Source organism: Pseudomonas quebecensis (assembly GCF_026410085.1).
Lineage (GTDB): Bacteria > Pseudomonadota > Gammaproteobacteria > Pseudomonadales > Pseudomonadaceae > Aquipseudomonas > Aquipseudomonas quebecensis.
The window spans coordinates 5,243,044-5,268,040 of sequence record NZ_CP112866.1 but is presented as its reverse complement, the minus strand read 5'-3'; the positions used below and the strand labels follow the sequence as shown (position 1 = coordinate 5,268,040).

General features: G+C 60.6%; 25 protein-coding genes. 17 read left to right on the top strand and 8 right to left on the bottom strand.

Translation table 11 applies throughout. The features are described 5' to 3' along the window. Positions 1–32: 32 nt before the first annotated feature. Both OSC50_RS24385 and OSC50_RS24380 read right to left on the bottom strand, forming a co-directional pair. Positions 33–692 carry an HAD family hydrolase gene (locus tag OSC50_RS24385; protein ID WP_253509867.1) on the bottom strand — a complete coding sequence of 220 codons (660 nt, stop codon included), beginning with the start codon at positions 690–692 and terminating at the stop codon, positions 33–35. Then, positions 689–1,231, bottom strand: a complete 543-nt coding sequence (locus tag OSC50_RS24380; protein ID WP_181077452.1) for a gamma carbonic anhydrase family protein — start codon at positions 1,229–1,231, stop codon at positions 689–691. The genes OSC50_RS24385 and OSC50_RS24380 overlap by 4 nt, the downstream gene beginning before the upstream one ends. A gap of 102 nt (positions 1,232–1,333) precedes the next feature. On the opposite strand from OSC50_RS24380, the gene prlC reads away from it, so the two are divergent. Both prlC and OSC50_RS24370 read left to right on the top strand, forming a co-directional pair. Further along, positions 1,334–3,385: an oligopeptidase A gene (gene prlC, locus OSC50_RS24375; RefSeq protein WP_267165232.1), complete on the top strand. Its 2,052-nt coding sequence runs from the start codon at positions 1,334–1,336 to the stop codon at positions 3,383–3,385. Next, on the top strand, positions 3,382–3,654 hold the full coding sequence (locus OSC50_RS24370; RefSeq protein ID WP_181077450.1) for a YheV family putative zinc ribbon protein: 273 nt from the start codon (positions 3,382–3,384) through the stop codon (positions 3,652–3,654). The genes prlC and OSC50_RS24370 overlap by 4 nt, the downstream gene beginning before the upstream one ends. A 58-nt stretch (positions 3,655–3,712) precedes the next feature. Here the strand turns inward: OSC50_RS24370 and OSC50_RS24365 are convergent, their stop codons facing one another. Further along, positions 3,713–4,369 carry a tyrosine-protein phosphatase gene (locus OSC50_RS24365; protein WP_253509868.1) on the bottom strand — a complete coding sequence of 219 codons (657 nt, stop codon included), beginning with the start codon at positions 4,367–4,369 and terminating at the stop codon, positions 3,713–3,715. Positions 4,370–4,653: 284 nt separating this feature from the next. Between OSC50_RS24365 and OSC50_RS24360 the strand changes: the two genes are divergently transcribed. From OSC50_RS24360 to OSC50_RS24335, 6 genes are all read left to right on the top strand, one after another. Further along, on the top strand, positions 4,654–5,406 hold the full coding sequence (locus OSC50_RS24360) for a gluconate 2-dehydrogenase subunit 3 family protein (protein WP_253509869.1): 753 nt from the start codon (positions 4,654–4,656) through the stop codon (positions 5,404–5,406). 2 nt (positions 5,407–5,408) lie between these two features. After that, positions 5,409–7,193, top strand: coding sequence for a GMC family oxidoreductase (locus OSC50_RS24355; RefSeq protein WP_181077446.1), 1,785 nt, complete (start codon positions 5,409–5,411; stop codon positions 7,191–7,193). Between the two features lie 12 nt (positions 7,194–7,205). Beyond that, a complete protein-coding gene (locus OSC50_RS24350) occupies positions 7,206–8,504 on the top strand; it encodes a cytochrome c (RefSeq protein ID WP_266245248.1) in 1,299 nt (432 codons plus the stop codon). Between the two features lie 82 nt (positions 8,505–8,586). Continuing rightward, positions 8,587–9,645: a PA0069 family radical SAM protein gene (locus OSC50_RS24345; protein WP_253509871.1), complete on the top strand. Its 1,059-nt coding sequence runs from the start codon at positions 8,587–8,589 to the stop codon at positions 9,643–9,645. Positions 9,646–9,872: 227 nt separating this feature from the next. Then, positions 9,873–10,604 (top strand): carbonic anhydrase, encoded by a 732-nt coding sequence (locus tag OSC50_RS24340; protein WP_181077441.1) that lies wholly within the window; start codon positions 9,873–9,875, stop codon positions 10,602–10,604. 85 nt (positions 10,605–10,689) lie between these two features. After that, positions 10,690–12,237 (top strand): SulP family inorganic anion transporter, encoded by a 1,548-nt coding sequence (locus tag OSC50_RS24335; RefSeq protein ID WP_253509872.1) that lies wholly within the window; start codon positions 10,690–10,692, stop codon positions 12,235–12,237. A gap of 57 nt (positions 12,238–12,294) precedes the next feature. On the opposite strand, the gene OSC50_RS24330 is transcribed toward OSC50_RS24335, so the two are convergent. Beyond that, complete coding sequence (locus OSC50_RS24330; protein WP_266245251.1) at positions 12,295–12,942, bottom strand: hypothetical protein; 648 nt, start codon at positions 12,940–12,942, stop codon at positions 12,295–12,297. A 368-nt stretch (positions 12,943–13,310) separates the two neighbouring features. Between OSC50_RS24330 and coxB the strand changes: the two genes are divergently transcribed. From coxB to OSC50_RS24310, 4 genes are all read left to right on the top strand, one after another. Further along, the gene (gene coxB / locus OSC50_RS24325; protein WP_181077437.1) at positions 13,311–14,438 is read left to right on the top strand and encodes a cytochrome c oxidase subunit II; all 1,128 of its coding nucleotides are present in this window, start codon (positions 13,311–13,313) and stop codon (positions 14,436–14,438) included. Between the two features lie 58 nt (positions 14,439–14,496). Beyond that, positions 14,497–16,086 carry a cytochrome c oxidase subunit I gene (ctaD, locus tag OSC50_RS24320; protein ID WP_034101690.1) on the top strand — a complete coding sequence of 530 codons (1,590 nt, stop codon included), beginning with the start codon at positions 14,497–14,499 and terminating at the stop codon, positions 16,084–16,086. Positions 16,087–16,176: 90 nt separating this feature from the next. After that, positions 16,177–16,728: a cytochrome c oxidase assembly protein gene (locus OSC50_RS24315; protein ID WP_181077434.1), complete on the top strand. Its 552-nt coding sequence runs from the start codon at positions 16,177–16,179 to the stop codon at positions 16,726–16,728. A gap of 35 nt (positions 16,729–16,763) precedes the next feature. Then, entirely contained in the window at positions 16,764–17,651 is an 888-nt protein-coding gene (locus tag OSC50_RS24310) for a cytochrome c oxidase subunit 3 (RefSeq protein ID WP_253509873.1), read from the top strand. Positions 17,652–17,657: 6 nt separating this feature from the next. Here the strand turns inward: OSC50_RS24310 and OSC50_RS24305 are convergent, their stop codons facing one another. Continuing rightward, positions 17,658–17,861, bottom strand: a complete 204-nt coding sequence (locus OSC50_RS24305) for a twin transmembrane helix small protein (RefSeq protein ID WP_181077430.1) — start codon at positions 17,859–17,861, stop codon at positions 17,658–17,660. 33 nt (positions 17,862–17,894) lie between these two features. On the opposite strand from OSC50_RS24305, the gene OSC50_RS24300 reads away from it, so the two are divergent. The 5 genes from OSC50_RS24300 to OSC50_RS24280 are packed head-to-tail and all read left to right on the top strand — an operon-like array spanning position 17,895 to position 21,821. After that, positions 17,895–18,662: an SURF1 family protein gene (locus OSC50_RS24300; RefSeq protein WP_253509874.1), complete on the top strand. Its 768-nt coding sequence runs from the start codon at positions 17,895–17,897 to the stop codon at positions 18,660–18,662. Continuing rightward, entirely contained in the window at positions 18,628–19,212 is a 585-nt protein-coding gene (locus OSC50_RS24295) for a PA_0111/PP_0108 family redox-active disulfide protein (protein WP_253509875.1), read from the top strand. The genes OSC50_RS24300 and OSC50_RS24295 overlap by 35 nt, the downstream gene beginning before the upstream one ends. Positions 19,213–19,222: 10 nt before the next feature. After that, positions 19,223–20,302 (top strand): COX15/CtaA family protein, encoded by a 1,080-nt coding sequence (locus OSC50_RS24290; protein WP_253509876.1) that lies wholly within the window; start codon positions 19,223–19,225, stop codon positions 20,300–20,302. Next, positions 20,290–21,189: a heme o synthase gene (gene cyoE, locus OSC50_RS24285; RefSeq protein WP_253509877.1), complete on the top strand. Its 900-nt coding sequence runs from the start codon at positions 20,290–20,292 to the stop codon at positions 21,187–21,189. The genes OSC50_RS24290 and cyoE overlap by 13 nt, the downstream gene beginning before the upstream one ends. Next, complete coding sequence (locus tag OSC50_RS24280) at positions 21,186–21,821, top strand: SCO family protein (protein ID WP_181077422.1); 636 nt, start codon at positions 21,186–21,188, stop codon at positions 21,819–21,821. Before cyoE ends, OSC50_RS24280 begins: the two co-directional genes overlap by 4 nt. A 403-nt stretch (positions 21,822–22,224) precedes the next feature. On the opposite strand, the gene OSC50_RS24275 is transcribed toward OSC50_RS24280, so the two are convergent. From OSC50_RS24275 to OSC50_RS24265, 3 genes are read right to left on the bottom strand one after another with little or no spacing between them, the layout of a single operon-like run. After that, the gene (locus OSC50_RS24275) at positions 22,225–22,995 is read right to left on the bottom strand and encodes a MetQ/NlpA family ABC transporter substrate-binding protein (RefSeq protein ID WP_266245257.1); all 771 of its coding nucleotides are present in this window, start codon (positions 22,993–22,995) and stop codon (positions 22,225–22,227) included. A 51-nt stretch (positions 22,996–23,046) separates the two neighbouring features. After that, positions 23,047–23,739, bottom strand: coding sequence for a methionine ABC transporter permease (locus tag OSC50_RS24270; protein WP_266245259.1), 693 nt, complete (start codon positions 23,737–23,739; stop codon positions 23,047–23,049). Beyond that, the gene (locus OSC50_RS24265) at positions 23,739–24,746 is read right to left on the bottom strand and encodes a methionine ABC transporter ATP-binding protein (RefSeq protein WP_266245261.1); all 1,008 of its coding nucleotides are present in this window, start codon (positions 24,744–24,746) and stop codon (positions 23,739–23,741) included. Before OSC50_RS24265 ends, OSC50_RS24270 begins: the two co-directional genes overlap by 1 nt. Between the last annotated feature and the right edge of the window lie 251 nt (positions 24,747–24,997).

Sequence of the window (24,997 nt, the reverse complement as noted above, 5' to 3'; positions counted from 1 at the left end):
TAGGCTGCACAGCTTGCCCCCGATGACGATTTTTAAGGCCGCTGCAAAAACGCCCGGTGCATCGCGGCCAATGTCTCGAAATGCCAGGTCGGTGCTTCGGCATTCAATTCTTCAAAGCTGCCAAAACCATACCCCACCGCCGCCGAATCCAGCCCATTGCTGCGGGCGCCGATCAGGTCGTGCTTGCGATCGCCGATCATCAAGGTATTGGCCGGGTCCAGGCCCTCTTCTTTCATCAGGTGCGCAATCAGCTCGACTTTATCGGTGCGCGTGCCGTCCAGTTCGCTGCCGTAAATCACCTTGAAATGCTTGGCAAAGTCGAAATGACGGGCAATTTCCCGGGCAAATTCCCACGGCTTGGAGGTGGCGATGTACAACTGACGCCCTTGCTGGTTGAGTGCCTCCAGCAATGGCATCACGCCGTCAAATACGCGGTTTTCATACAGCCCGGTAACCTTGAAGCGTTCGCGATAGTAATTCACCGCGTCCCAGGCTCTGGCTTCATCGAAGTCATAGAACTGCATAAAGGCTTGCAGTAACGGCGGACCGATGAAATGTTCCAGCCGGGTCAGGTCCGGTTCATCGATACCCAACTTGGCGAGGGCGTACTGGATCGAACGGGTGATGCCTTCGCGCGGGTCGGTGAGGGTGCCGTCCAGGTCGAACAGCACGGTGGAGTAATGCAGGCTCATCGGTCGAATCCTTCAGCCAGGTGCAGGTCTTTGAGCTTCACGTAGTTCGCCGCGCTGTAGGTGAAAAAGGCGCGTTCCTTGTCAGTCAGCGCACGGACTTGTTTGACCGGGCTGCCGACATACAAAAAACCGCTCTCCAGCGTCTTGCCCGGCGGCACCAGGCTGCCGGCGCCGATGATCACGTCATCTTCCACCACCGCGCCGTCCATCACGATGCTGCCCATGCCGATCAGAATACGGCTGCCAACCGTACAGCCATGCAGCATGACCTTGTGGGCGATGGTCACATCGTCGCCGATCAGCAGCGGAAAACCGTCGGGGTTGAAGGGCCCGGCGTGGGTGATGTGCAGCACGCAGCCATCCTGGATGCTGGTGCGCGCGCCGATACGGATGCGGTGCATGTCGCCGCGAATCACCGTCAGCGGCCATACGGAGCTGTCGGGGCCGATTTCGACATCGCCGATCACCACCGCCGACATATCGACAAAAGCCCCGGCGCCCAGGGTTGGCGTGTGGTTCTGATAGGTGCGAAGGGTCACGATAGCTTCTCTCTCTTCTGCTGATAGCTGCGGTGGGCATTGATTGTAATTAAGATGGCCCCATCTTTGTTCTTACATGTTTCTCCAGCCAAGGTGCCCACCGTGAGCGCGAACAACCCTCTTCTGCAGCCCTACGACCTGCCGCCGTTCTCGGCGATCCGTGCCGAGCACGTTCAGCCGGCCATCGAACAGATCCTCGCCGACAACCGCGTTGCCATCGAAGGCATCCTGCAAAGCCAAGGGAAAAATCCGACATGGGCAGGCCTGGTCCTGGCTATGGATGAACTCAATGACCGCCTGGGCGCAGCCTGGAGCCCGGTGAGCCACCTCAACGCCGTGTGCAACAGCGCCGAACTGCGCGAAGCCTACGAGGCGTGCCTGCCGGCATTGAGTGCTTATTCCACTGAAATGGGCCAGAACCGCGAGTTGTTCCAGGCCTTCGAAGCCTTGGCCAACAGCCCGGAAGCCGCAGGCTTCGATGTGGCGCAAAAAACCATCCTGGAACACTCCCTGCGCGACTTCCGCCTGTCGGGTATCGATCTGCCGCCCGAGCAGCAAAAACGTTATGCCGAAGTGCAAAGCAAACTCTCCGAGCTGGGCAGCAAGTTTTCCAACCAATTGCTCGACGCTACCCAGGCCTGGACCAAGCACGTCACCGATGAAGCCACCCTCGCTGGCCTGACCGACTCGGCCAAGGCGCAGATGGCCGCCGCCGCTCAGGCCAAGGGCCTCGACGGTTGGCTGATCACCCTGGAATTCCCTAGCTACTATGCGGTGATGACCTACGCTCAGGACCGCGCCCTGCGTGAAGAAATTTACGCTGCCTACTGCACCCGTGCGTCAGATCAGGGCCCGAATGCCGGCCAGAACGATAACGGCCCGGTGATGGAGCAGATCCTGGATCTGCGTCAGGAACTGGCCAGCCTGCTGGGCTACGCCTCGTTCTCCGAACTGAGCCTGGCCACCAAAATGGCCGAGTCCAGCGACCAGGTGCTGAGCTTCCTGCGTGACCTGGCCAAGCGCAGCAAGCCGTTTGCAGCCCAGGATCTGGAGCAGCTCAAGGCCTACGCCGCCGAACAGGGTTGCGCCGATTTGCAGAGCTGGGACAGCGGGTATTACGGCGAAAAGCTGCGCGAGCAGCGCTACAGCGTTTCCCAGGAAGCCCTGCGCGCCTACTTCCCGATCGACAAGGTGCTCAGCGGCCTGTTCGCTATCGTGCAGCGCCTGTATGGCATCGAGATCGCCGAGCAAAAAGGCTTCGACACCTGGCACCCGGACGTTCGCCTGTTTGAAATCAAGGAAAACGGCCAGCACGTCGGGCGCTTCTTCTTTGACCTGTACGCCCGCGCCAACAAGCGCGGCGGTGCCTGGATGGACGGTGCGCGCGACCGTCGCCGCACTGTCGATGGCGTGCTGCAAAGCCCGGTGGCCAATCTGGTGTGCAACTTCACCCCGGCCGACAGCGGCAAGCCTGCTCTGCTGACCCATGATGAAGTCACCACGCTGTTCCACGAATTCGGCCACGGCCTGCACCACCTGTTGACCCGTGTCGAACACGCCGGTGTCTCCGGGATCAACGGCGTGGCGTGGGATGCGGTGGAGTTGCCGAGCCAGTTCATGGAGAACTGGTGCTGGGAGCCGGAAGGCCTGGCGCTGATCTCCGGCCACTATGAAACCGGCGAACCACTGCCCCAGGACCTGCTGGAAAAGATGCTCGCGGCGAAGAACTTCCAGTCCGGCCTGATGATGGTGCGGCAACTGGAGTTCTCGCTGTTCGACTTCGAATTGCATGCCACTCATGGCGATGGTCGCAGCGTGGCCCAGGTGCTTGAAGGCATACGTGACGAGGTTTCGGTCATGCGTCCGCCGGCCTACAACCGGTTCCCCAACAGCTTTGCGCACATCTTCGCCGGTGGTTATGCAGCGGGTTATTACAGCTACAAATGGGCCGAAGTGCTGTCGGCGGATGCCTTCTCCAAGTTTGAAGAAGAAGGCGTGCTCAATGCTGAAACCGGCCGTGCGTTCCGCGATGCGATCCTGGCGCGTGGCGGTTCCCAGGCGCCGATGGTGCTGTTCGTCGATTTCCGCGGCCGCGAGCCGTCCATTGACGCACTGTTGCGTCACAGCGGCCTGAGTGAGGATGCAGCAGCATGAGCGAAGGGCCTGTGATCACCAAAAAGCAATTTATCGCCGGGGCCGTGTGCCCCGCGTGCAGCGAGCCGGATAAGTTGAAAATGTGGACCGAGGACAGCGTGCCCCATCGCGAATGCGTGGCCTGCGGCTACACCGATACGCTCAATGACCAAGGCTTGTCGGTGCCCAAGGAATTGGGCACGCGGGTTAATACGTCAGCGCTGAAAGTGCCGGACCCAAAGGTGCAGGCGGTGCAATTCTTTCCAAATCCGAAGTTGAAAAAGGACTGAGCACACCCAGAGCAGGCAGCGCGTCCATTCAACCGGACCGCTGCTGCCTGATCCGTTTCTACTCCTTCTGCTCACTGCCTGTCGTGGAAATCCATTGCTTCATCGAACACAGCGCAAACGCGCTGGTGCTGCAATCCCCGGTGGCCAAGGCAGTGCGTAATTTGTCGATATCGGCGCGCATCATGTAGCGAACACCGTCCTTGAAGCCATTACTGCTGCCAAACCCGCCCAACGTCATTTCGTTCAGCGCATCCTCTTTGCTCCACCCTTGAATCACCACCCGATACATCGCCGCCATCAGGCCGGTGCGGTCCGAGCCGTGCTTGCAGTGCATCAACACCGAGCCATTGGCTTCTGCCTGTCGGATTGCGCGCAATGCGGCCAATACATCTGAATCGTCTACGTGGTTGGTGCGATACGTCAGCTGCACTTGTTTGATATCGGAGTCGGCGAGCCAGCTGTCATCGGATTCGGGCAGGAAGTTGATGACGGTGCCAACGTTCAGTTTTTCCAGCAGAGGCAGCGAGCGGCTGTCCGGCAAGCCGCTGCGGTAGAGCGTGGGCGTCATCTGGTGCAAGTTGTAGTGAGCGTCGATCGGTTGGGCCCATTCGGGGGACCGGACGGAAGTGACGATTGCGTCGGCCTGCACAGAAACATTGGCGAATAGACTGACGAGCGCCAGGCACAGGGCAGGTAACACGGGGTGTTTCAGCATGGTCGACGTAACCGAAAGGAGGTGGTGAGTGGTCGTCAGAGTGGGTGACGTCGAGTCAATGCCGTGTGAGGCGTTCGTCAAAGAAACGTGATCGGCGAGCAGCGCTGCCGCTGTTTTCTGGGCTGAATCGATTCCCTTGATGCTTAGCCTGCTATCATTCGTAACTATTCATGACAGCCGCGTTCTATCTATCTGAACAGGTTGGATCCAATAGCTGTTCATATTCCCCAAGCCGCTCGCTAGAAGCGGCTGATCAATCCGTGACCACATGATGAGGTGCACCCATGTCTGATCAAGATCAAGACAACCCCCGGCGTGATTTTTTGCGCAAATCCTTGACCTTGATCCCGGTGGTCACGGTTGCCAGTACCAGCTTGGGTGGTTCGATGCTGATGGCGACGCCTGAACCGGTCCAGGCCAGTCCGGCTAGGCCAGCAGTTAGCGAAAAAGCCTACGAACCCAGCTACTTCACGGCTGAGGAATGGGAGTTTATTCACGCCGCAGTCGCGCGCTTGATCCCTGCCGATGACCAAGGCCCCGGCGCCCTTGAAGCGGGTGTGCCTGAGTACATCGACCGTCAGATGAACACGCCCTATGCCAGCGGTGCGCTGTGGTACATGCAGGGGCCGTTCAACGCCGATGCCGCACCGGAGATGGGCTGGCAGAGCAAGCTGGTGCCCAAGGAAATTTATCGCCTGGGCATTGCTGCGACGGATGCATGGTCCAAGGCGTTCAACGGCAAGGTCTTTGCCGCTCAAGACAGCGCTACCCAGGAGGACATGCTGCGTCGCCTGGAAGCTGGCGGCGGTGAAGTGGCCGACCATTTCGAGGCGGTGCCGGCCAGGATGTTCTTCAATCTGTTGCTGCAAAACACCAAGGAAGGTTTCTTCTGCGACCCGATTCACGGCGGCAATAAAGGTATGGTCGGCTGGACCCTGATCGGCTTCCCCGGCGCGCGCGCCGACTTCATGGATTGGGTGGAACGCAACGAGCAATACCCCTTCCCGGCAGTTTCCATCCGCGGCGAGAGGGCATAAACGTGGCGACCATCATGAAAAAAGTCGATGCGGTGATCGTAGGTTTTGGCTGGACCGGCGCGATCATGGCCAAGGAGCTGACGGAAGCGGGTTTGAACGTGGTTGCGCTGGAGCGCGGCCCGATGCAGGACACTTACCCCGATGGCAACTATCCCCAGGTCATCGACGAACTGACCTACAGCGTACGTAAAAAACTCTTCCAGGACATTTCCAAAGAGACCGTGACCATTCGCCATAGCGTGAATGACGTCGCCCTGCCCAACCGTCAGCTGGGCGCATTTCTGCCGGGCAACGGTGTGGGTGGGGCGGGCCTGCATTGGTCCGGCGTGCATTTCCGTGTCGACCCGATCGAGTTGCGCATGCGCAGCCACTATGAAGAGCGCTACGGCAAGCATTTCATTCCCAAGGACATGACTATCCAGGACTTCGGCGTCAGTTACGAAGAGCTGGAGCCGTTCTTTGATTACGCGGAGAAAGTCTTCGGCACCTCCGGCCAGGCCTGGACCGTCAAGGGTCAAGTGGTGGGTGAAGGCCGCGGCGGTAACCCTTATGCGCCGGACCGCTCCAACCCGTTCCCGCTGGAGTCGCAGAAAAACACCGTCTCTGCACAGCTGTTTCAGAAGGCGGCTGCCGAGGTGGGTTACAAACCCTACAACCTGCCATCCGCCAACACTTCGGGGCCATACACAAACCCCTACGGGGCGCAGATGGGGCCGTGCAATTTCTGCGGGTTCTGCAGTGGCTATGTCTGCTACATGTACTCCAAGGCGTCGCCTAACGTAAACATCCTGCCGGCGCTGCGGCAGGTGCCGAATTTCGAACTGAGGCCCAATTCCCACGTACTCAAGGTCAATCTCGACAGTACCAAGAGCAAGGCCACCGGCGTGACCTACATCGACGGCCAGGGTCGCGAGTGCGAGCAGCCGGCGGACTTGGTGATTCTTGGCGCGTTCCAGTTCCACAACGTGCGCTTGATGCTGCTGTCGGGTATCGGCAAGCCTTACGACCCGATCAGTGGCGAAGGCGTGGTGGGCAAGAATTTCGCTTACCAGAACATGGCCACCATCAAGGCGTTCTTCGACAAAGACACGCACACCAATAACTTCATCGGTGCAGGCGGCAACGGTGTGGCCATCGATGACTTCAACGCCGATAACTTCGACCACGGCCCCCACGGTTTCGTCGGCGGCTCGCCGATGTGGGTCAACCAGGCCGGCAGCCGGCCGATCGCCGGCACGTCCAATCCTCCAGGTACGCCCGCCTGGGGCAGTGCCTGGAAGCGCGCCACCGCTGATTACTACACCCATCAGGTGTCGATGGATGCCCACGGCGCCCATCAATCCTACCGGGGTAATTACCTGGATCTGGACCCGGTCTACCGCGATGCCTACGGCCTGCCATTGCTGCGGATGACATTCGATTGGCAGGAAAACGACATCAAGATGAACCGCTTCATGGTCGAGAAGATGGGCAAGGTCGCTCAGGCAATGAACCCCAAGGCGATCGCCGTGTTGGGCAAGAAGGTCGGTGAGCACTTCAACACTGCGTCTTACCAGACCACCCACCTCAACGGTGGCGCGATCATGGGCACCGACCCGAAAACCAGTGCGTTGAACCGCTACCTGCAATGCTGGGATGTACACAACGTGTTTGTCCCGGGCGCATCCGCTTTCCCACAAGGCTTGGGCTACAACCCTACCGGCCTGGTGGCGGCACTGACTTATTGGTCGGCCCGTGCGATTCGCGAGCAGTACCTGAAAAATCCCGGCCCGCTGGTTCAGGCATAAGGAGCGATGAGCATGAAAACATTCGTTATCGCGACCTTGGCGCTGCTCAGCAGTTGCTCGATCAGCGCCGCAGAAACCGACTTGATCAAGCAGGGCGAATACCTCGCTCGTGCCGGTGACTGCGTGGCCTGCCACACCGCCAAGGGCGGCAAACCCTTCGCCGGTGGCCTGCCGATGGAAACCCCCATCGGTGTGATCTATTCCACCAACATCACCCCGGACAAGACCGGCCTGGGTGATTACAGCTTCGAGGACTTCGACAAGGCCGTGCGCCAGGGTGTCGCCAAAAGCGGTAGTACGCTTTACCCAGCCATGCCCTACCCGTCTTACGCTCGTGTCAGCGAAAGCGATATGCAGGCGTTGTACGCGTATTTCATGAAAGGCGTCGAGCCGGTCGCCCAGGAGAACAAGGACAGCGATATTCCCTGGCCGTTGAGCATGCGCTGGCCGTTGACGGCGTGGCGCTGGATGTTTGCGCCGGCCGTTGAGGACTACCAGGCCAAGGCGGGGACCGACCCGGTGATCAGTCGCGGCGCCTATCTGGTGGAGGGCCTTGGCCACTGTGGCGCGTGCCATACGCCGCGCGCCCTGACCATGCAGGAAAAAGCCCTGAATGCTCAGGATGGCAGCGCGTTTCTGTCCGGCAGTGCGCCGTTGGAAGGCTGGATCGCCAAAAGCCTGCGCGGTGACCACAAGGACGGACTCGGCAGTTGGAGCGAGGAACAACTGGTGCAATTTCTCAAGACCGGTCGCAGCGACCGCAGCGCAGTGTTTGGCGGCATGAGCGATGTGGTCGTGCACAGCATGCAGTACCTGTCGCAAGACGACCTGACGGCTATCGCCCGGTACCTCAAGAGTCTGCCGGCGATGGACCCCAAGGATCAGCCGCATCAGTACGACAAGCAGGTGGCGCAAGCCCTGTGGAAGGGCGACGACAGCCAGCGCGGCGCCTCGGTGTATATCGACAACTGCGCGGCGTGCCACCGTACCGACGGGCATGGTTATACGCGGGTGTTCCCGGCGCTGGCGGGCAACCCGGTGTTGCAGACGGCGGACGCGACGTCGCTGATCAACATCGTTTTGAACGGCGGCACTTTGCCGGCCACCCACACGGCGCCGTCCACCTTCACCATGCCGGCGTTCGCCTGGCGTCTTTCGGATCAGGAAGTGGCGGATGTGGTGAGTTTTATCCGTGGCAGTTGGGGCAACCAGGGAGCGCCGGTAAAGGCCAGTGAAGTGGCGGACCTGCGCAAAAACGACATGCGCACCACCTCGGGTGACGATCTGGGGCAAGTGACGCAAAAGCACTGACAGTGTGCTGACCCGCCAAACGGCACTGGTCAGATCCTTCGCGCCTCGATACTGTATATAAAAACAGTATCGAGGCGTTCTTATGTCCACTGCGCTGCCACCCCGTGGCCGGGGCACGGCCACTAACCTGCACAACCGCTTTGCGCCCACGGTCAGCGTGGCCGAAGACGACGGCTGGCACCAGGAAGTGCCGCCGACCCAAGGCACTGAAGTGCGCATTGAAACGGCCAAGACCATCATCACCCGTAATAACTCGCCGGATTTGCCGTTCGACCGTTCGATCAACCCCTATCGCGGCTGCGAACACGGCTGCATCTACTGCTACGCGCGGCCCAGCCATGCCTATTGGGACATGTCCCCGGGGCTGGATTTCGAAACCAAGCTGATCGCCAAGAGCAACGCGGCTGACGTGCTGGAGCAGCAACTGTCCAAGCCCGGCTACGTGTGCGCACCGATCAACCTGGGTTCCAATACCGATCCCTACCAGCCCATCGAGCGCGAGTACCGCATCACCCGCCAGATCCTGGAGGTGCTGCTGCGCTACCGACACCCGGTGACCATCATCACCAAGGGCTCGCTGATCCTGCGCGACCTGGATCTGCTCACCGAGCTGGCGCGCCAGCGTCTGGTGGCGGTGATGATCAGCCTCACCAGCCTGGACGACGAACTCAAGCGCATCCTTGAGCCGCGCACGGCGGCGCCCAAGGCGCGGTTGCGGGCGATTCGAGTGATGCGTGAGGCGGGGATACCGGTGGGCGTATTGTGTTCGCCGATGATCCCGATGATCAACGACAGCGAACTGGAAAGCCTTTTGGCCGAGGCCCATGCCGCCGGAGCCCAGAGCGCGGCCTACATGATGTTGCGCCTGCCGCTGGAGGTGGCGCCGCTGTTCGAGGAGTGGCTGGCGGCGCATTACCCGCAGCGCGCCGCCCATGTGATGAGCCTGGTGCGCCAGGTGCGGGGCGGTGAGGTGTATGACAGTCGATTTGGCGTACGCATGCGCGGTGAAGGGCCGTTTGCCGACCTGCTGGCGCAGCGCTTCAGCAAAGCGATCAAGCGCCTGGGTATGGATCGCCGGGAAGGCTTCAATCTGGATTGCGAGGCGTTCTGCCCACCGGGCAGACAAATGGCATTGTTGTAGACTGGCTGGGAAGAATGCACCGCTACTGTAGGAATAGTCGCGTTTTGATATCACTGAAACCCGCGATCTAGAGCGGTTCATTCAGTTTGAGTTAAGTTTCGATGGTTACCTTGTTCGGCGAGTGACTGATGAGTCGGCCCTGGAGCCCGCGGCGTTTTACAACTATTCCACTATCCAGGCGTCGAACTGAGCTGAAAACTCCCCTGCATTAATCAAGAGGATGAATCATGAGTGATAAGGATAAACAGCCGTTGGCTGCGTCGGCATCAGCCCCTCAGGTGGCGGAATCCGCCGATGCAGCGCTGCAGCATATCGTTGACGGTTTTTTGCATTTCCATCACGACGTCTTCCCTCAGCAGGAAGAACTCTTCAAGAAACTCGCCACGGCCCAGAGCCCGAGGGCGATGTTTATTACCTGCGCCGACTCGCGCATCGTCCCTGAACTGATTACTCAAAGTTCGCCCGGCGACCTGTTCGTTACCCGTAACGTCGGTAACGTAGTGCCCCCATACGGGCAGATGAACGGCGGTGTGTCCACGGCAATCGAGTACGCGGTACTCGCCCTCGGGGTACAACACATCATCGTCTGCGGGCATTCCGATTGCGGCGCCATGCGCGCGGTCCTCAACCCCGACAGCCTGGAGAAGATGCCGACGGTCAAGGCCTGGCTGCGGCACGCCGAGGTCGCCAAGGCCATGGTTCATGACAACTGCGACTGCGCCAATGAAGGCGAGAGCATGAAGGTGCTGACCGAAGAAAACGTCATCGCCCAGTTGCAGCATTTGCGCACCCACCCTTCGGTGGCTTCGCGCATGGCCAACGGTCAGTTGTTTATCCATGGCTGGATTTACAACATCGAGACCAGCGAAATTCGCGCTTACGATGCGGATGAATCGGCGTTCCGACCGTTGAGCGGTTCCGGACCTATCCCTTGCGCGACGCCTAAAGCGCGCTTCTAAAACACTTCCCTGCCGGGTAAAGCGGTGGCTGCCATGGACGCAGCCAGGCTTTACCGCGCCCGGCGAATGCCTCGGGAGAGCCATCATGCGTGCTGCTCAATTGAAAGCTGTATTGCCACGGGAGTTGCTTGCTTCGGTGGTTGTGTTTCTGGTCGCCCTGCCCTTGTGCATGGGTATCGCCATTGCGTCCGGCATGCCGCCGGCCAAGGGCCTGATCACCGGTATTATCGGTGGCCTCGTGGTGGGCTGGCTGGCGGGGTCGCCGCTGCAAGTCAGCGGCCCGGCGGCGGGTTTGGCGGTGCTGGTGTTCGAGTTGGTGCGCCAGCACGGCATGCTGATGCTGGGGCCGATCCTGTTGTTGGCGGGGTTTCTGCAACTGGTGGCCGGGCGTTTGCGTCTGGGCTGCTGGTTCCGCGTGACGGCACCGGCGGTGGTCTACGGCATGCTGGCGGGCATTGGCGTGCTGATTGTGCTGTCGCAGATTCATGTGATGCTCGATGGCGCGCCCAAGCCCTCGGGGCTGGATAACCTGGCGGGCTTCCCGGCCGCACTGGTCGAAGCTATCCCCACCCTCGGCGGCGGCCTCGGCTGGCAGGCGGGAGTGCTCGGCTTGTCCACGATGCTGGTGATGTACCTGTGGGACAAGCTGCGCCCGCAGTCGCTGCGCTTCGTGCCGGGCGCCCTGCTCGGTGTCGGCCTGGCCACGGTCACCAGCCTGGTGCTGGCGTTGCAGGTCAAGCGGGTTGAGGTGCCCGAGAACCTCGCCGACGCGATCGACTGGCTGCGCCCCAGCGACCTGCTCAACCTGGCCGACCCACAATTGCTGATCGCCGCGTTTGCCGTTGCGTTTATTGCCAGTGCCGAAACCCTGCTCTCCGCGGCCGCTGTGGATCGCATGCACAGTGGTCAACGTTCCGATTTCGACAAGGAATTGTCCGCCCAAGGCGTAGGCAACATGCTGTGCGGCCTGGTGGGCGCCCTGCCGATGACCGGTGTAATCGTGCGCAGTTCGGCCAACGTACAGGCCGGTGCTACCACGCGATTGTCTGCCATGTTTCACGGCGTGTGGCTGCTGGGTTTTGTGCTGCTGCTGTCGAGCGTGCTGCAAAGCATTCCGGTGGCGAGCCTGGCGGGTGTGCTGGTGTACACCGGGATCAAGCTGGTTGACCTCAAGGCCTTCAAGGCATTGGGACGTTATGGCCGGATGCCGATGTTTACCTATGCCGCGACCGCACTGGCGATCATCTTCACCGACTTGCTGACCGGCGTGCTGGTGGGTTTTGGTCTGACGCTGGTCAAGCTCGCGTTCAAGGCGTCACGCTTGAAGGTGAGCCTGATTGATCTGCCTCAGGACGGTGAGATGGAGTTGCGCTTGATCGGCGCGGCGACATTTCTCAAAGTGCCGGCGCTGACCCAGGTGCTGTCGACCGTGCCGGCCGGCACCACTGTGCATGTGCCGCTCAATAACCTGAGTTACATCGATCATTCCTGTCTGGAGTTGCTGGAGGAATGGGGGCGGGCCAATGCTGCCAAAGGGTCGAAGTTGGTGATTGAAGCGCGAGGGTTGAAACGCAGGCTCGAAGGCCGCATCAGGATGACGACGGGGATCGGCTCGGCACCCTCTATCGGCTGACGGAGTCGAATCAACATGTGGGAGAGGACCGGCTCCCTCCCACATCAGATTGAAAGTTTAAGCCGGGCGATCCAGCGCCAGTTCAACCCCCAGCTGGCGGGAAAGGCACGGCCAGCGCTTCCACGCCGCTTCCGTTTCCGGGCTTTTGAGCTGCTCGCGATAGGCTTCGACGGATTCCAGCGCAAAGCTGTCTTCGTTGAGCATTTCATCCACGGCATGGTGTACGACTTCATCCAGTTGGTTGGCGAACGTTTCGCCGATCAACTGATGGGCAATCACGTTGGCCACGGTGGTATCCGCCGGAATCAGAGGCTGGCCAAAGTGTTTGATATACAAGTCGTTGACCTCTTCCACCAGACGATGGGCCAGGTACGCTTCGTCCAGCAGGCCGTCGAGCCCTTCATGACCTTCCAGCATGGCGGGCGGCTGCAGGAAAAAATGCTCGGCGATCTTCAGCACAGGCTTGATCTGGCTTTCGATACCGGCTTCGCGGGCCACGTCGTTGGCGGCCTCGAGCAACTCCGGGACAAGATCGATGTAAGCGGTGACGAAGCGGGTCATGACTAAGTTGCGATCATAATCAGCAAGGGAAATGGCCGAATGCAGATCCGGCAATTGTTTTTCCAGTTGCAGGGCAAGCTGGCCCGTTGTGGCTTCGTGTTGATGGGCACGGGAAATCTGCTCGCGCAATGCGGCGGTGTTCATGAAGGCTCCAGTCAAGCAGGTGTAGGAATAGGGACAGCATAAGTTAGCTCGTTTATACGAGCGGCTAAGACGCATTTGTCATAATTATTTCACGGTTATGCGCAGGGGTTATATCGAATAGCCATCGTTCGTCGGAAAAACGATTCCGCACCCGGGTTTATTGAGTTTCTCCGATCATTTTCGCTCATTTGCCCCTACACATTGCGGGGTTGCAGACCCTGTCTATACTCGGATTTGTACGCGATTAGCTGATGACGCCAGACTGCATAAGCAGGCAAGGCTAAGCGGTTGTAAGCAGTATGGAAGCCGCTCCCTTCGACGCAGGTGCACAACCGGCGGGATAACAAGAACGATAAGGGGAACTCGCAATGATGCGACATCCACATGTTTGGATGGGCCTCCTGTTGTGGTCGGTATTCGGCCAGGCGCACGCCGCCTGGACCACGAATATGGCGCCAGGGGCGACAGAAGTCAGTCACGCGGTGTTTGACCTGCACATGACCATTTTCTGGATCTGTGTAGTGATCGGCATCGTGGTGTTCGGCGCCATGTTCTGGTCGATGATCGTCCACCGCCGCTCCACCGGCCAGGTCGCGGCCAAGTTCCACGAGAGCACCACCGTGGAAATCCTCTGGACTGTCGTGCCCCTGCTGATCCTGATCGCGATGGCCATCCCGGCCACCAAGACCCTGATCAATATCTACGACAGCAGTGAGTCGGACATCGATATCCAGGTCACCGGCTACCAGTGGAAATGGCATTACAAATACCTGGGCCAGGATGTTGAATTCTTCAGCAACCTGGCTACGCCTGCCGAGCAGATCCGCAACCAGGCCACCAAGGGTGAGCACTACCTGCTGGAAGTCGACCAGCCGCTGGTGCTGCCGGTGGGCGCCAAGGTGCGCTTTCTGGTGACCGCCGCCGATGTGATCCACTCCTGGTGGGTGCCGGCGTTTGCGGTCAAGCGTGACGCCATCCCCGGATTCGTCAACGAAGCCTGGACCCGTATCGAAAAGCCTGGCCTCTACCGTGGTCAATGCGCTGAGCTGTGCGGCAAGGACCACGGCTTCATGCCCATCGTGGTGGAAGTCAAATCCAAGGCCGACTACGACACCTGGCTCGGCGAGCGCAAGGCCGACGCCGCCAAGCTAAAGGAGCTGACCTCCAAAGAGTGGACCCTTGAAGAGCTGGTGGCCCGTGGCGACAAGGTTTACCACACCACTTGCGTGGCCTGTCACCAGGCTGAGGGTCAGGGCTTGCCGCCTATGTTCCCGGCGCTCAAAGGCTCGAAAATTGCCACCGGGCCTGCGGCCGATCACCTGAGCCTTGTCTACCACGGTAAGCCTGGCACTGCGATGGCCGCGTTCGGCAAGCAGCTCTCGGAAGTGGATATCGCCGCCGTAGTGACCTACGAGCGCAACGCGTGGGGCAACAACAAGGGCGACATGGTCACGCCTAAAGATGTGTTGGCCATCAAGCAGGCGGAAAGCAAATGACTTCTTTCATTGCAAATGCCCTGAACCGCCCCGCCCCTTCTTTTGCAGGAGAACGGCCATGAGCGCTGTGATCGATGACCATGGCCACGCCAGTGACCACGCCCACGGCCCCGCCAAAGGATTGATGCGCTGGGTGCTGACCACCAACCACAAAGACATCGGCACGATGTATCTGTGGTTCGCCTTCACCATGTTCCTGCTGGGCGGCTCCTTCGCCATGGTGATCCGCGCCGAGTTATTTCAGCCGGGGTTGCAGATCGTGGAGCCGGCGTTCTTCAACCAGATGACCACGATGCACGGTCTGATCATGGTGTTCGGCGCGGTAATGCCGGCGTTTGTCGGCCTGGCCAACTGGATGATCCCGCTGATGATCGGCGCGCCCGACATGGCGCTGCCACGCATGAACAACTTCAGCTTCTGGCTGTTGCCGGCGGCGTTCCTGTTGCTGGTGTCGACCTTGTTCACGCCGGGCGGAGGGCCGAATTTCGGCTGGACCTTCTATGCGCCGCTCTCCACCACGTATGCGCCGGAAAGCGTGACGTTTTTCATCTTCGCCATCCACCTGATGGGCATCAGCTCGATCATGGGTGCGATCAACGTGGTCGCCACCATCCTCAACCTGCGCGCCCCCGGCATGACGTTGATGAAGATGCCGCTGTTTGTGTGGACCTGGCTGATCACCGCCTTCCTGCTGATTGCGGTGATGCCGGTGCTGGCGGGCTGCGTGACCATGATGCTGATGGATATTCACTTCGGCACCAGCTTCTTCAGTGCCGCCGGTGGCGGTGATCCGGTGCTGTTCCAGCACGTGTTCTGGTTCTTCGGCCACCCCGAGGTGTACATCATGATCCTGCCGGCCTTCGGCGCCGTCAGCTCGATCATCCCGACTTTTTCGCGCAAGCCGCTGTTCGGTTACACCTCGATGGTCTACGCCACGGCGAGCATCGCGTTCCTGTCGTTCATCGTGTGGGCGCACCATATGTTCGTGGTGGGCATTCCGCTGGTGGGCGAGTTGTTCTTCATGTACGCCACGTTGCTGATCGCCGTGCCGACGGGGGTGAAGGTGTTCAACTGGGTCAGCACCATGTGGCAAGGCTCGCTGACCTTCGAGACGCCGATGCTGTTCGCCGTGGCCTTCGTGATCCTGTTCACCATCGGCGGTTTCTCCGGCTTGATGCTGGCCATTGCGCCGGCGGACTTCCAATACCACGACACCTACTTCGTGGTGGCGCACTTCCATTACGTACTGGTGCCCGGCGCGATCTTCGGCATTTTCGCTTCGGCGTACTACTGGCTGCCGAAATGGACCGGCCACATGTACGACGAAACCCTGGGCAAGCTGCACTTCTGGCTGTCTTTCGTGGGCATGAACATGGCGTTCTTCCCGATGCACTTCGTGGGCCTGGCCGGCATGCCGCGGCGGGTGCCGGACTACAACCTGCAGTTCGCCGACTTCAACATGGTGTCGTCGATCGGCGCGTTCATGTTTGGCGCCACGCAAATCTTCTTCCTGTTTATCGTGATCAAGTGCATCCGTGGCGGCCCACCGGCACCGGCCAAACCGTGGGATGGCGCCGAAGGGTTGGAGTGGAGCATTCCATCGCCGGCGCCGTACCACACCTTCACCACGCCGCCGGAGGTCAAATGAAGACGCTGATCCCTTGTGGGAGGGGGCTTGCCCCCGATGACGGTATGCCAGCCGACATCAGCCTGGTTTGCGACGCAGCAGGTGGACGCCATGGCTGACTCCGTGCCCCTCAAGCGCCTGGTCACCCGGCTGTTGATCCTGGTAGTGGCGATGTTCGCCTTCGGCTTCGCGCTGGTGCCCATCTATGACGTGATGTGCAAGGCGTTCGGCATCAACGGCAAGACCGCAGGGCAGTACGAGGGCTCGCAGGTAGTGGACCCGTCGCGCCAAGTGCGCGTGCAGTTTCTGGCCACTAATGCCATCGACATGGTCTGGGAATTTCGCTCCAAGGCCGATGAGCTGGTGGTCAACCCCGGGGCGGTCAACGAGATGCTGTTCGTAGCCTACAACCCCAGCAAAAAACCGATGACTGCGCAGGCGATCCCGAGCATTTCCCCGGCCGAAGCGGCGGTGTACTTCCACAAAACCGAGTGCTTTTGCTTCACCCAGCAAGTGCTGCAGCCCGGCGAGCGCATCGAAATGCCCGTGCGTTTCATCGTCGACCGTGACATGCCCAAGGATGTGAAGCATCTGACCCTGGCGTACACGCTGTTTGATATCACCGCGCGCCAACCGCCCGTGGCCGCCCACAGCGGCGGCTAGCTACTGTTTGCCCGCTCAATCAGGAGAGCGAATACATGTCGACTCATGATACGTACTACGTACCAGCGCAAAGCAAATGGCCAATAATTGCCACGTTCGGCCTGTTGACCACCGTGTACGGCCTGGGTCTGTGGTTCAACGATCTCAAGGCGGCGCGCCCGGAATCCCACGGGCCGTGGATCTTTTTCGTCGGTGGCTTGCTGTTGGCCTACATGCTGTTCGGCTGGTTCGGCGCGGTAATAAAGGAAAGTCGCGCCGGTTTGTACAGTGCGCAGATGGATCGCTCGTTCCGCTGGGGGATGAGCTGGTTCATCTTTTCCGAAGTGATGTTCTTTATCGCCTTCTTCGGCGCGCTGTTCTATGTGCGCCATGTGTCCGGTCCCGCGTTGGCCGGCGAAGGTCCCAAAGGCATTGCGCACATGCTGTGGCCGAACTTTGAATTTGCCTGGCCGTTGCTCAACAACCCGGACCCGAAACTCTACCCTGCGCCGGAAGGCACTATCAGCCCGTGGGGCTTGCCGCTGGTCAATACGATTCTGCTGGTCAGTTCCAGCGTCACCATCACCATTGCCCACCATGCCCTGCGCAAAGGCCATCGCGGCGCGCTGAAACTCTGGTTGGCTATCACTGTTCTGCTGGGCCTGGCGTTCCTGGGGTTCCAGGCTGAGGAATATATCCATGCGTATAAGGAACTGGGCCTGACATTGGGCTCGGGCGTGTACGGCGCGACGTTCTTTATGCTCACCGGTTTCCACGGCGCCCACGTCACCATCGGCACGGTCATTCTATTTGTGATGCTGATGCGCATCCTGCGTGGGCATTTCAATGCCGAGCACCAGTTCGGCTTCGAAGCGGCCAGTTGGTATTGGCACTTTGTGGATGTGGTGTGGATCGGCCTGTTTTTCTTCGTATACGTGCTGTGAGGCGTTTCACCACGGCGCGTGCGACACCAGCTGGCCGCTGAAAAAGCCCCAGGTGATCAATCCCAGGGTGATCACGGCCAGCACCACGCGCACGGTCAGGGCGGTGACGAGGCGGCTGGAGTGGCCCTCGTCCTTGACCAGGAAGAACAAGCCACTGAACAGGCTCACGACGGTCGCGATCAGCATCAGGGCAATGGCTGCTTTGAGCATGGTGCGGCTCCTGGGCTTTCAAGGGGAGGGGCGATGGAATCCAGTATAGCCAGTGCCTGGCAGCGCTTTCGTCCCGGTATCGCGCCGACGGTAGTGGTGCTGCTGCTGTTACCGCTGATGGTGGGGCTGGGCTGCTGGCAGCTGTCTCGCGGCCAGGAAAAGCAGGCGTTGATGGACAGCTACGCAGAGCGCCGCGCCGCCGAACCCATCACCAGCGACCAGCTCACGCAACAGGTGGACCCCGCATTTCGCCGAGTTCACCTGCGCGGGCGGTTCGATGCCGAACACAGCGTACTGCTCGACAACCGCATGCGCGATGGCAAGGCCGGCGTCGAGCTGCTGCAACCCTTCCATGACCAGGCCAGCGGTCTGTGGTTGCTGCTCAATCGCGGCTGGCTGCCCTGGCCGGACCGGCGCACGCCGCCGGCCTTCACCACCCCTGAACAACCGCTGAATCTCGACGCCTGGGTGTACGTGGCACCGGGCGAGACCTTTCAGTTGCAGGCCGACCCGGTCGTGTCGAGTTGGCCGCGCTTGCTTACCGCACTGCACCCGGTCGCATTGTGGGCCGAGCTGGGCCGCAGTGGTTATGCCTACGAGCTGCGCGCCGAACCTGGTCCTGCCACCTACGAAACCCAGTGGCCGGTAGTGGCCATGGGGCCGGAAAAACACTTGGCGTATGCCGTGCAGTGGTTCGCCATGGCAGTGGCGCTGCTGGCGCTTTATCTCTATCTCGGATGGCACCACACAAAAAAGGAGAAGCCCCATGGGAGCGGCCGTGAATCCACCCGACCTGTCTGAGCTGCCCGACCGCCGCAAAGGTCGCTGGCAATTGATCCTGATCCTGCTGATGGTCATCGGCCCGATGGTGTTGGCCACGCTCATGTACAAGCTGCAGTTCTGGGTGCCTGACAGCCGCAGCTATCACGGCGAGATGATCGGTGATGGCCAGACCCGCGCCGATATCGGCGTGCAGGCCGACGAGCAGCGCTGGCAACTGTTGGTGACCGCGCCCACCGCCTGCGCCACCGATTGCCGGCAACTGGTGTATCTGGCCCGGCAGCTGCAGATCGGTCTGGGGCGCGATGCCTCCCGCGCCAGCCACGCGCTGGCCAGCGCGCAGCCGCTGAGTGCGGACTACGACGCCAGGCTCAAGGCCGAATATCCGCAGTTGCAACGCTATGTGCTGGATCTGTCGACCTTCACCCGCAACGCCGCCGCGCCGGGTGAGGCGCAGCTGTGGATCGTCGACCCCCACGGCAACCTGGTTCTGCGCTACGACGCCACGGTCAAGGGCAAGGATCTGCTCAACGACCTGCGTCACCTGCTGAAACTGTCAAATATCGGATAAGGGCATCGTCATGGCCAAACCTGGATTTCGCCTCGCGTTGTTTGCCACCCTGCTGGCGCTGATCGTCGTGCTGCTCGGTGCCTATACGCGCCTGACCCACGCCGGCCTGGGCTGCCCTGACTGGCCCGGTTGCTACGGATTTATCGCCGTGCCCAACAGCGAAGCCCAGCTGGCCCATGCCGAGCTGCATTTTCCCGATACGCCGGTGGAGGCTGGCAAAGGCTGGAGCGAGATGATCCACCGCTACTTCGCCGGCACCTTGGGGTTGGTGATCGGCGTGCTGGCGGCGCGGTGCTGGAGCCATCGGCGCGATCCCGGCCAGCCGGTGAAATTGCCGCTGTTTTTGTTGGTCGTGGTAGTTGCCCAGGCCGCATTCGGCATGTGGACGGTGACGTTGAAGCTGTGGCCCCAGGTCGTCACCGGGCATCTGCTGGGCGGCTTTGCCACCTTGAGCCTGCTGTTCCTGTTGACCCTGCGATTGTCCGGTGTACTGCCGGCGCTGGTCGTGCCCAGGCGCCTGCAGTATTGGGCGACGGCCGGGCTGGTGCTGGTGATCGGACAGATCGCCCTGGGCGGCTGGGTGAGCTCCAACTACGCGGCGGTGGCCTGCATCGACCTGCCTACCTGCCATGGTCAATGGTGGCCGGCGGCGGACTTTGCCAACGGCTTTCACCTGACCCAGCACATCGGCCCGAACTACCTGGGCGGGCAACTCGACAGCGAGGCGCGCACGGCCATTCACCTGACCCACCGCGTGGGCGCGGTTATCGTCACTTTGGCTCTGCTCGGCCTGGCCTGGCAACTGCGCGCAGTGGGCATGACGCGGCTGGCGGGCCTGTTGCTGATCGCCCTGGCCGCGCAGATCGGCCTGGGCTTGAGCAATGTGTATTTCCATCTGCCGCTGCCGGTGGCCGTGGCCCATAACGCCGGCGGCGCCGGGTTGTTGCTGACGCTGGTGCTGGTCAATTACCACGCGCGTACCAGCCTGGTGCGGGCGCGCAGTCAGCGGCCGTACGGCTGGCGTTTTATCCCGCGCAAACCGGTATCGGGCCTGATCACCCTTAAAGGAGAGATGCCATGGCGACCTTGACCGGCGCGCGGCACGACCAGGCGCTCTGGCGCGACTATCTGGAGCTGACCAAGCCGAAAGTGGTGGTGCTGATGCTGATCACTTCCTTGGTCGGTATGTTTCTCGCAACCCGCGCAGGGGTGCCGTGGACAGTACTGGTTTTCGGCAACCTGGGGATCGCTCTGTGTGCCGGCGGCGCCGCGGCGATCAACCACGTGGTGGACCGGCGGATCGACGCCGTGATGGCTCGCACCCACAAGCGGCCGCTGGCGCAAGGGCGCGTGCAGCCCGTGGCCGCGCTGGCCTTTGCGTTGGTGTTGGCGGTGGCCGGGCTTACGCTGTTGCTGGTGTTCACCAATGCGCTGGCGGCGTGGCTGACCTTGGCGTCGTTATTGGGCTATGCAGTGATCTACACCGGTTTTCTCAAGCGCGCGACGCCGCAGAATATCGTCATCGGTGGCCTGGCCGGGGCCGCGCCGCCGTTGCTGGGCTGGGTTGCGGTTACCGGGCATGTCAGCGCCGAGCCGCTGCTGCTGGTGCTGATTATCTTCGCCTGGACCCCGCCGCACTTCTGGGCCCTGGCCATTCACCGCAAGGAGGAATATGCCAAGGCCGATATTCCGATGCTGCCGGTAACCCACGGCGAGCATTACACCAAGGTGCATATCCTGCTCTACACCTTCGCCCTGCTGGCGGTAAGCCTTATGCCCTATGTGATCCATATGAGCGGCCCGCTCTACCTGGGTTGCGCGCTGGTCTTGGGTGCGCGCTTTCTGCAATGGGCCTGGGTGTTGTACCGTGGCGGTCGGCCGCACGCGGCGATCAACACCTTCAAGTACTCTGTCTGGTACCTGTTCCTGCTGTTTATCGCGCTGCTCGTAGACCACTACTTACTGTTGAACCTATGACTCGAACTCAAAAAACCGTCTTTATCCTGGTGGCCATCGTCGCGTTGATCATGGGCCTGACCGTCAACAAAGTGCTCAACGGCAAAGGCCAGGGCGACCCGACCGCGTTAATCGACGCCGGCATTATCCTGCTGCCGCAAAGCCGTGCGCTGCCGCCGGTGACCATGGCCAATCAGGACGGCCAGCCGGTGCTGATCAATGAATTGAAGGGCAAGTGGAGTCTGCTGTTCTTCGGCTACACCTTCTGCCCGGACATTTGCCCTACTACCCTCGCCCAGCTGCGCCAGATCAAAAGCGAGCTGCCCAAGGACGTTGTGGATAAACTTCAGGTGATCCTGGTGAGCGTCGACCCCAACCGCGATACCCCGACCCAGCTCAAGCAATACCTGGGCTATTTCGATCCGCAATTCCAGGGTCTGACCGGCGCAAATGTGGCTGAGGTGCAAAAGGTCTCGAACGCCGTGAGTATCCCGTTCATCCCGGCCGATACCAGCAAGCCCAACTACACCGTCGATCACAGCGGCAACCTCGCGCTGATCGGCCCGGACGGTACGCAACGTGGTTTTATCCGCGCGCCGTTGAACAACCAGAAGCTGGTGGCGCAATTGCCAGGGTTGTTGCAGCGTCAGTAATAGCCGACACACCACACATGTGGAAGGGGGCTTGCCCCGATAGCAGAGTGTCAGCCGATGTAGATGCCGACTGAAGCACTGCCATCGGGGGCAAGCCCCCTCCCACATTTGCTTTGTGTTGCCTGAGGGATCGGGGCCAGCGTCTGCTGTTGATCGGAATCGAGTTCACGCCGTAATGCTGAATCGAGATGCAAGCCCATCAGGTGGCCGATGTCAGAGGCACTACGGTTGGTCGTCGATTAGCACATTCGAATCTTGCACAAATCTAATGTGGGAGGGGGCTTGCCCCCGATAGCAGAGTGCCAGTCGATGTAGATGCCGACTGAAGCATTGCTATCGGGAGCAAGCCCCCTCCCATATTGTTGATCGCGAGTGGACTGGGGATCAGGTTGTTTCTGCAGGATCAGAACGCCGGCTTGATCGCGCCTTTGTATTTTTCTTCGATGAATTGCTTCACCTCAGGGGTGTGCAAAGCGGCGATCAGTTTCTTCACGGCGTCCGCGTCCTTGTTGTCTTCGCGGGTGACCAGGATGTTCACATACGGCGAGTCGCTGCCTTCAATCAACAGGGCGTCCTTGGAAGGGTCCAGCTTGGCTTCCAGGGCGTAGTTGGTGTTGATCAGCGCCAGGTCGACCTGGGTCAGCACGCGCGGCAGGGTGGCGGCTTCCAGTTCGCGGAACTTCAGGTTTTTCGGGTTGGCGGTAATGTCTTTGGTGGTCGACAGAATGTTGGTTGGGTCCTTCAGGGTAATCAGGCCGTTGTTGGCCAGAAGCAGCAGGGCTCGGCCGCCGTTGGTGGCGTCGTTCGGGATCACAACGTTGGCGCCGCTTGGCAGCTCGTCCAGCTTCTTGAATTTGCTCGAGTACGCGCCCAGGGGCTCCAAGTGCACAGCGCCGACACTCACCAGGTGAGTGCCTTTGGCTTTGTTGAATTCATCCAGGTATGGCTGGTGCTGGAAGAAGTTGGCGTCCAGGCGCTTTTCGGCCACTTGTACGTTGGGCTGCACGTAGTCGGTGAAGACTTTGATCTGCAGGTCCACGCCTTCTTTGGCCAGCGCAGGCTTCACGAATTCCAGGATTTGCGCATGCGGCACTGGCGAAGCAGCGACCTTGATGGTCTCGGCGTGAGCGGAAAACGCGGCAACGGCGGCGAAAGCAACCAGTAGTTTTTTCATCCAGCAAGCTCCTTGTTCGGGCATCTGCCGGCACCAGGCCGGCCATGGCCGTTATTTGCGAGAAAAGTGCACCACCAGCTTGTCGCCGACGGTTTGCAGAATTTGCACCAGGATCATCAGCATCACCACGGTGACCACCATTACATTGTCCTGGAAACGCTGGTAACCGAAACGGATCGCCAGGTCGCCCAGCCCGCCGGCACCGACCACGCCGGCCATCGCCGTATAGGAAACCAGTGTAATCGCGGTCACGGTAATTGCCGCGAAAATGCCGGGGCGTGCTTCGGGTAGCAAGGCGTTGGTGATGATCTGGCGCGTGCTGGCACCCATCGACTGCGTGGCCTCGATGATGCCGCGGTCCACTTCACGCAGGGCGGTTTCCACCAGACGTGCGAAGAATGGCGTGGCGCCGATAACCAGCGGCGGAATCGCGCCCGCAACGCCCAGCGTGGTGGCCTCGTCCATGTATATGCCGGTGATCAGTTTGGTTAATGGAAGCATCACGATCAGCAGGATGATGAACGGCAGCGAACGCAGCATGTTCACGACCAGCGACAGAAAAGCGTACAAGCCTTTTTGCTCGAACAGCTGACGTGGGCTGGTCAAGAACAGCAGCACGCCCAGGGGCAGGCCCAGCACGACCGTGAAGAACAGCGAGCCGAGCAGCATGGTCATGGTATCGCCGGTGGCGAGCCAGATTTCGGACCAGTCGATGTCGGCGAAGAAATTCAGGAACAGGTCCATTAGCGCAGCACCTCCATGTGGACGTCGGCGGCGGTGAAGCGCGCAAATGCGGCTTCCATGTCACCGCCAGTGAAGGCGAGGGTCAGTTGCCCGTAGGGGATGTCTTTGATGCGGTCGATTCGACCGGCCAGGATGCTGTAGTCCACCCCCGTTTCGCGGGCGACGGTACCCAGCAATGGCGCGTAGGTCGCCTCGCCTTGGAACGTGAGCCGCACGATGCGGCCTGGTACGTGGGCGAAGTCATCGCGCTGTTCGCCTTCGTCGACCTGTTCGGCTTCCTGTACGAAACGCTTGGTGGTCGGGTGCTTGGGGTGCAGGAACACATCGGCCACAGGGCCTTGCTCCACGATCACACCGGCGTCCATCACGGCGACCTGGTCGCATACGCGACGGATCACGTCCATTTCATGGGTGATCAGCACGATGGTCAGCTTCAACTCGCGGTTGATTTCAGCCAGCAGTTGCAGCACCGACGCGGTGGTCTGCGGGTCGAGTGCGCTGGTGGCTTCGTCGCACAGCAAAATCTTGGGCTTGGTCGCCAGGGCGCGGGCGATGCCGACGCGTTGCTTCTGGCCGCCTGACAATTGCGCCGGGTACTTTTTGGCGTGGTCCGACAAGCCGACGCGGGCCAGCAGTTCAGCCACGCGTTGGTCGATAGCCTTGCGCGACAATTCGCCGGCCAGGGTCAACGGCAGCGCCACGTTGTCGGCGACAGTCTTGGACGCCAGCAGGTTGAAGTGCTGGAAGATCATGCCGACCTGCTGGCGGAAACGGCGCAGGCCGTTGGCGTCCAGGGCGGTGACTTCTTCGCCATCGACCGTGATCTGACCGCCACTGGGCTCTTCCAGGCGGTTGATCAGGTGTAGCAGTGTGCTTTTACCCGCACCCGAATGGCCGATCAGGCCGAACACCTGGCCGTTCTCGACACGCAGGCTGGTGGGATGCAGCGCGGGGATATCCCTACCGTCGACACGGTAGGTTTTATGGACGTTTTGAAACTCGATCACGTAGCGAACCTTGTGGGGCGCATGAAAAGGGGATCAGCGGTTAGCCGGGCGCGCATTTTAGCCTGTCCGTTTAGCGTTTCTTAGCATTTATTTCGCATCCAACCAGCGATTTGGCAATAACGCGATCAAAGGTCATAAAAAAGGAACGGCGCAAAACCCTGTCAGTCCCTATTTAAGCAACTCGATTTCTCAGGTGCCGTGCCTGGGGTTTTGCTCAAACGAGCCGGGGGAACGCTCTGGCCACTTTGAAT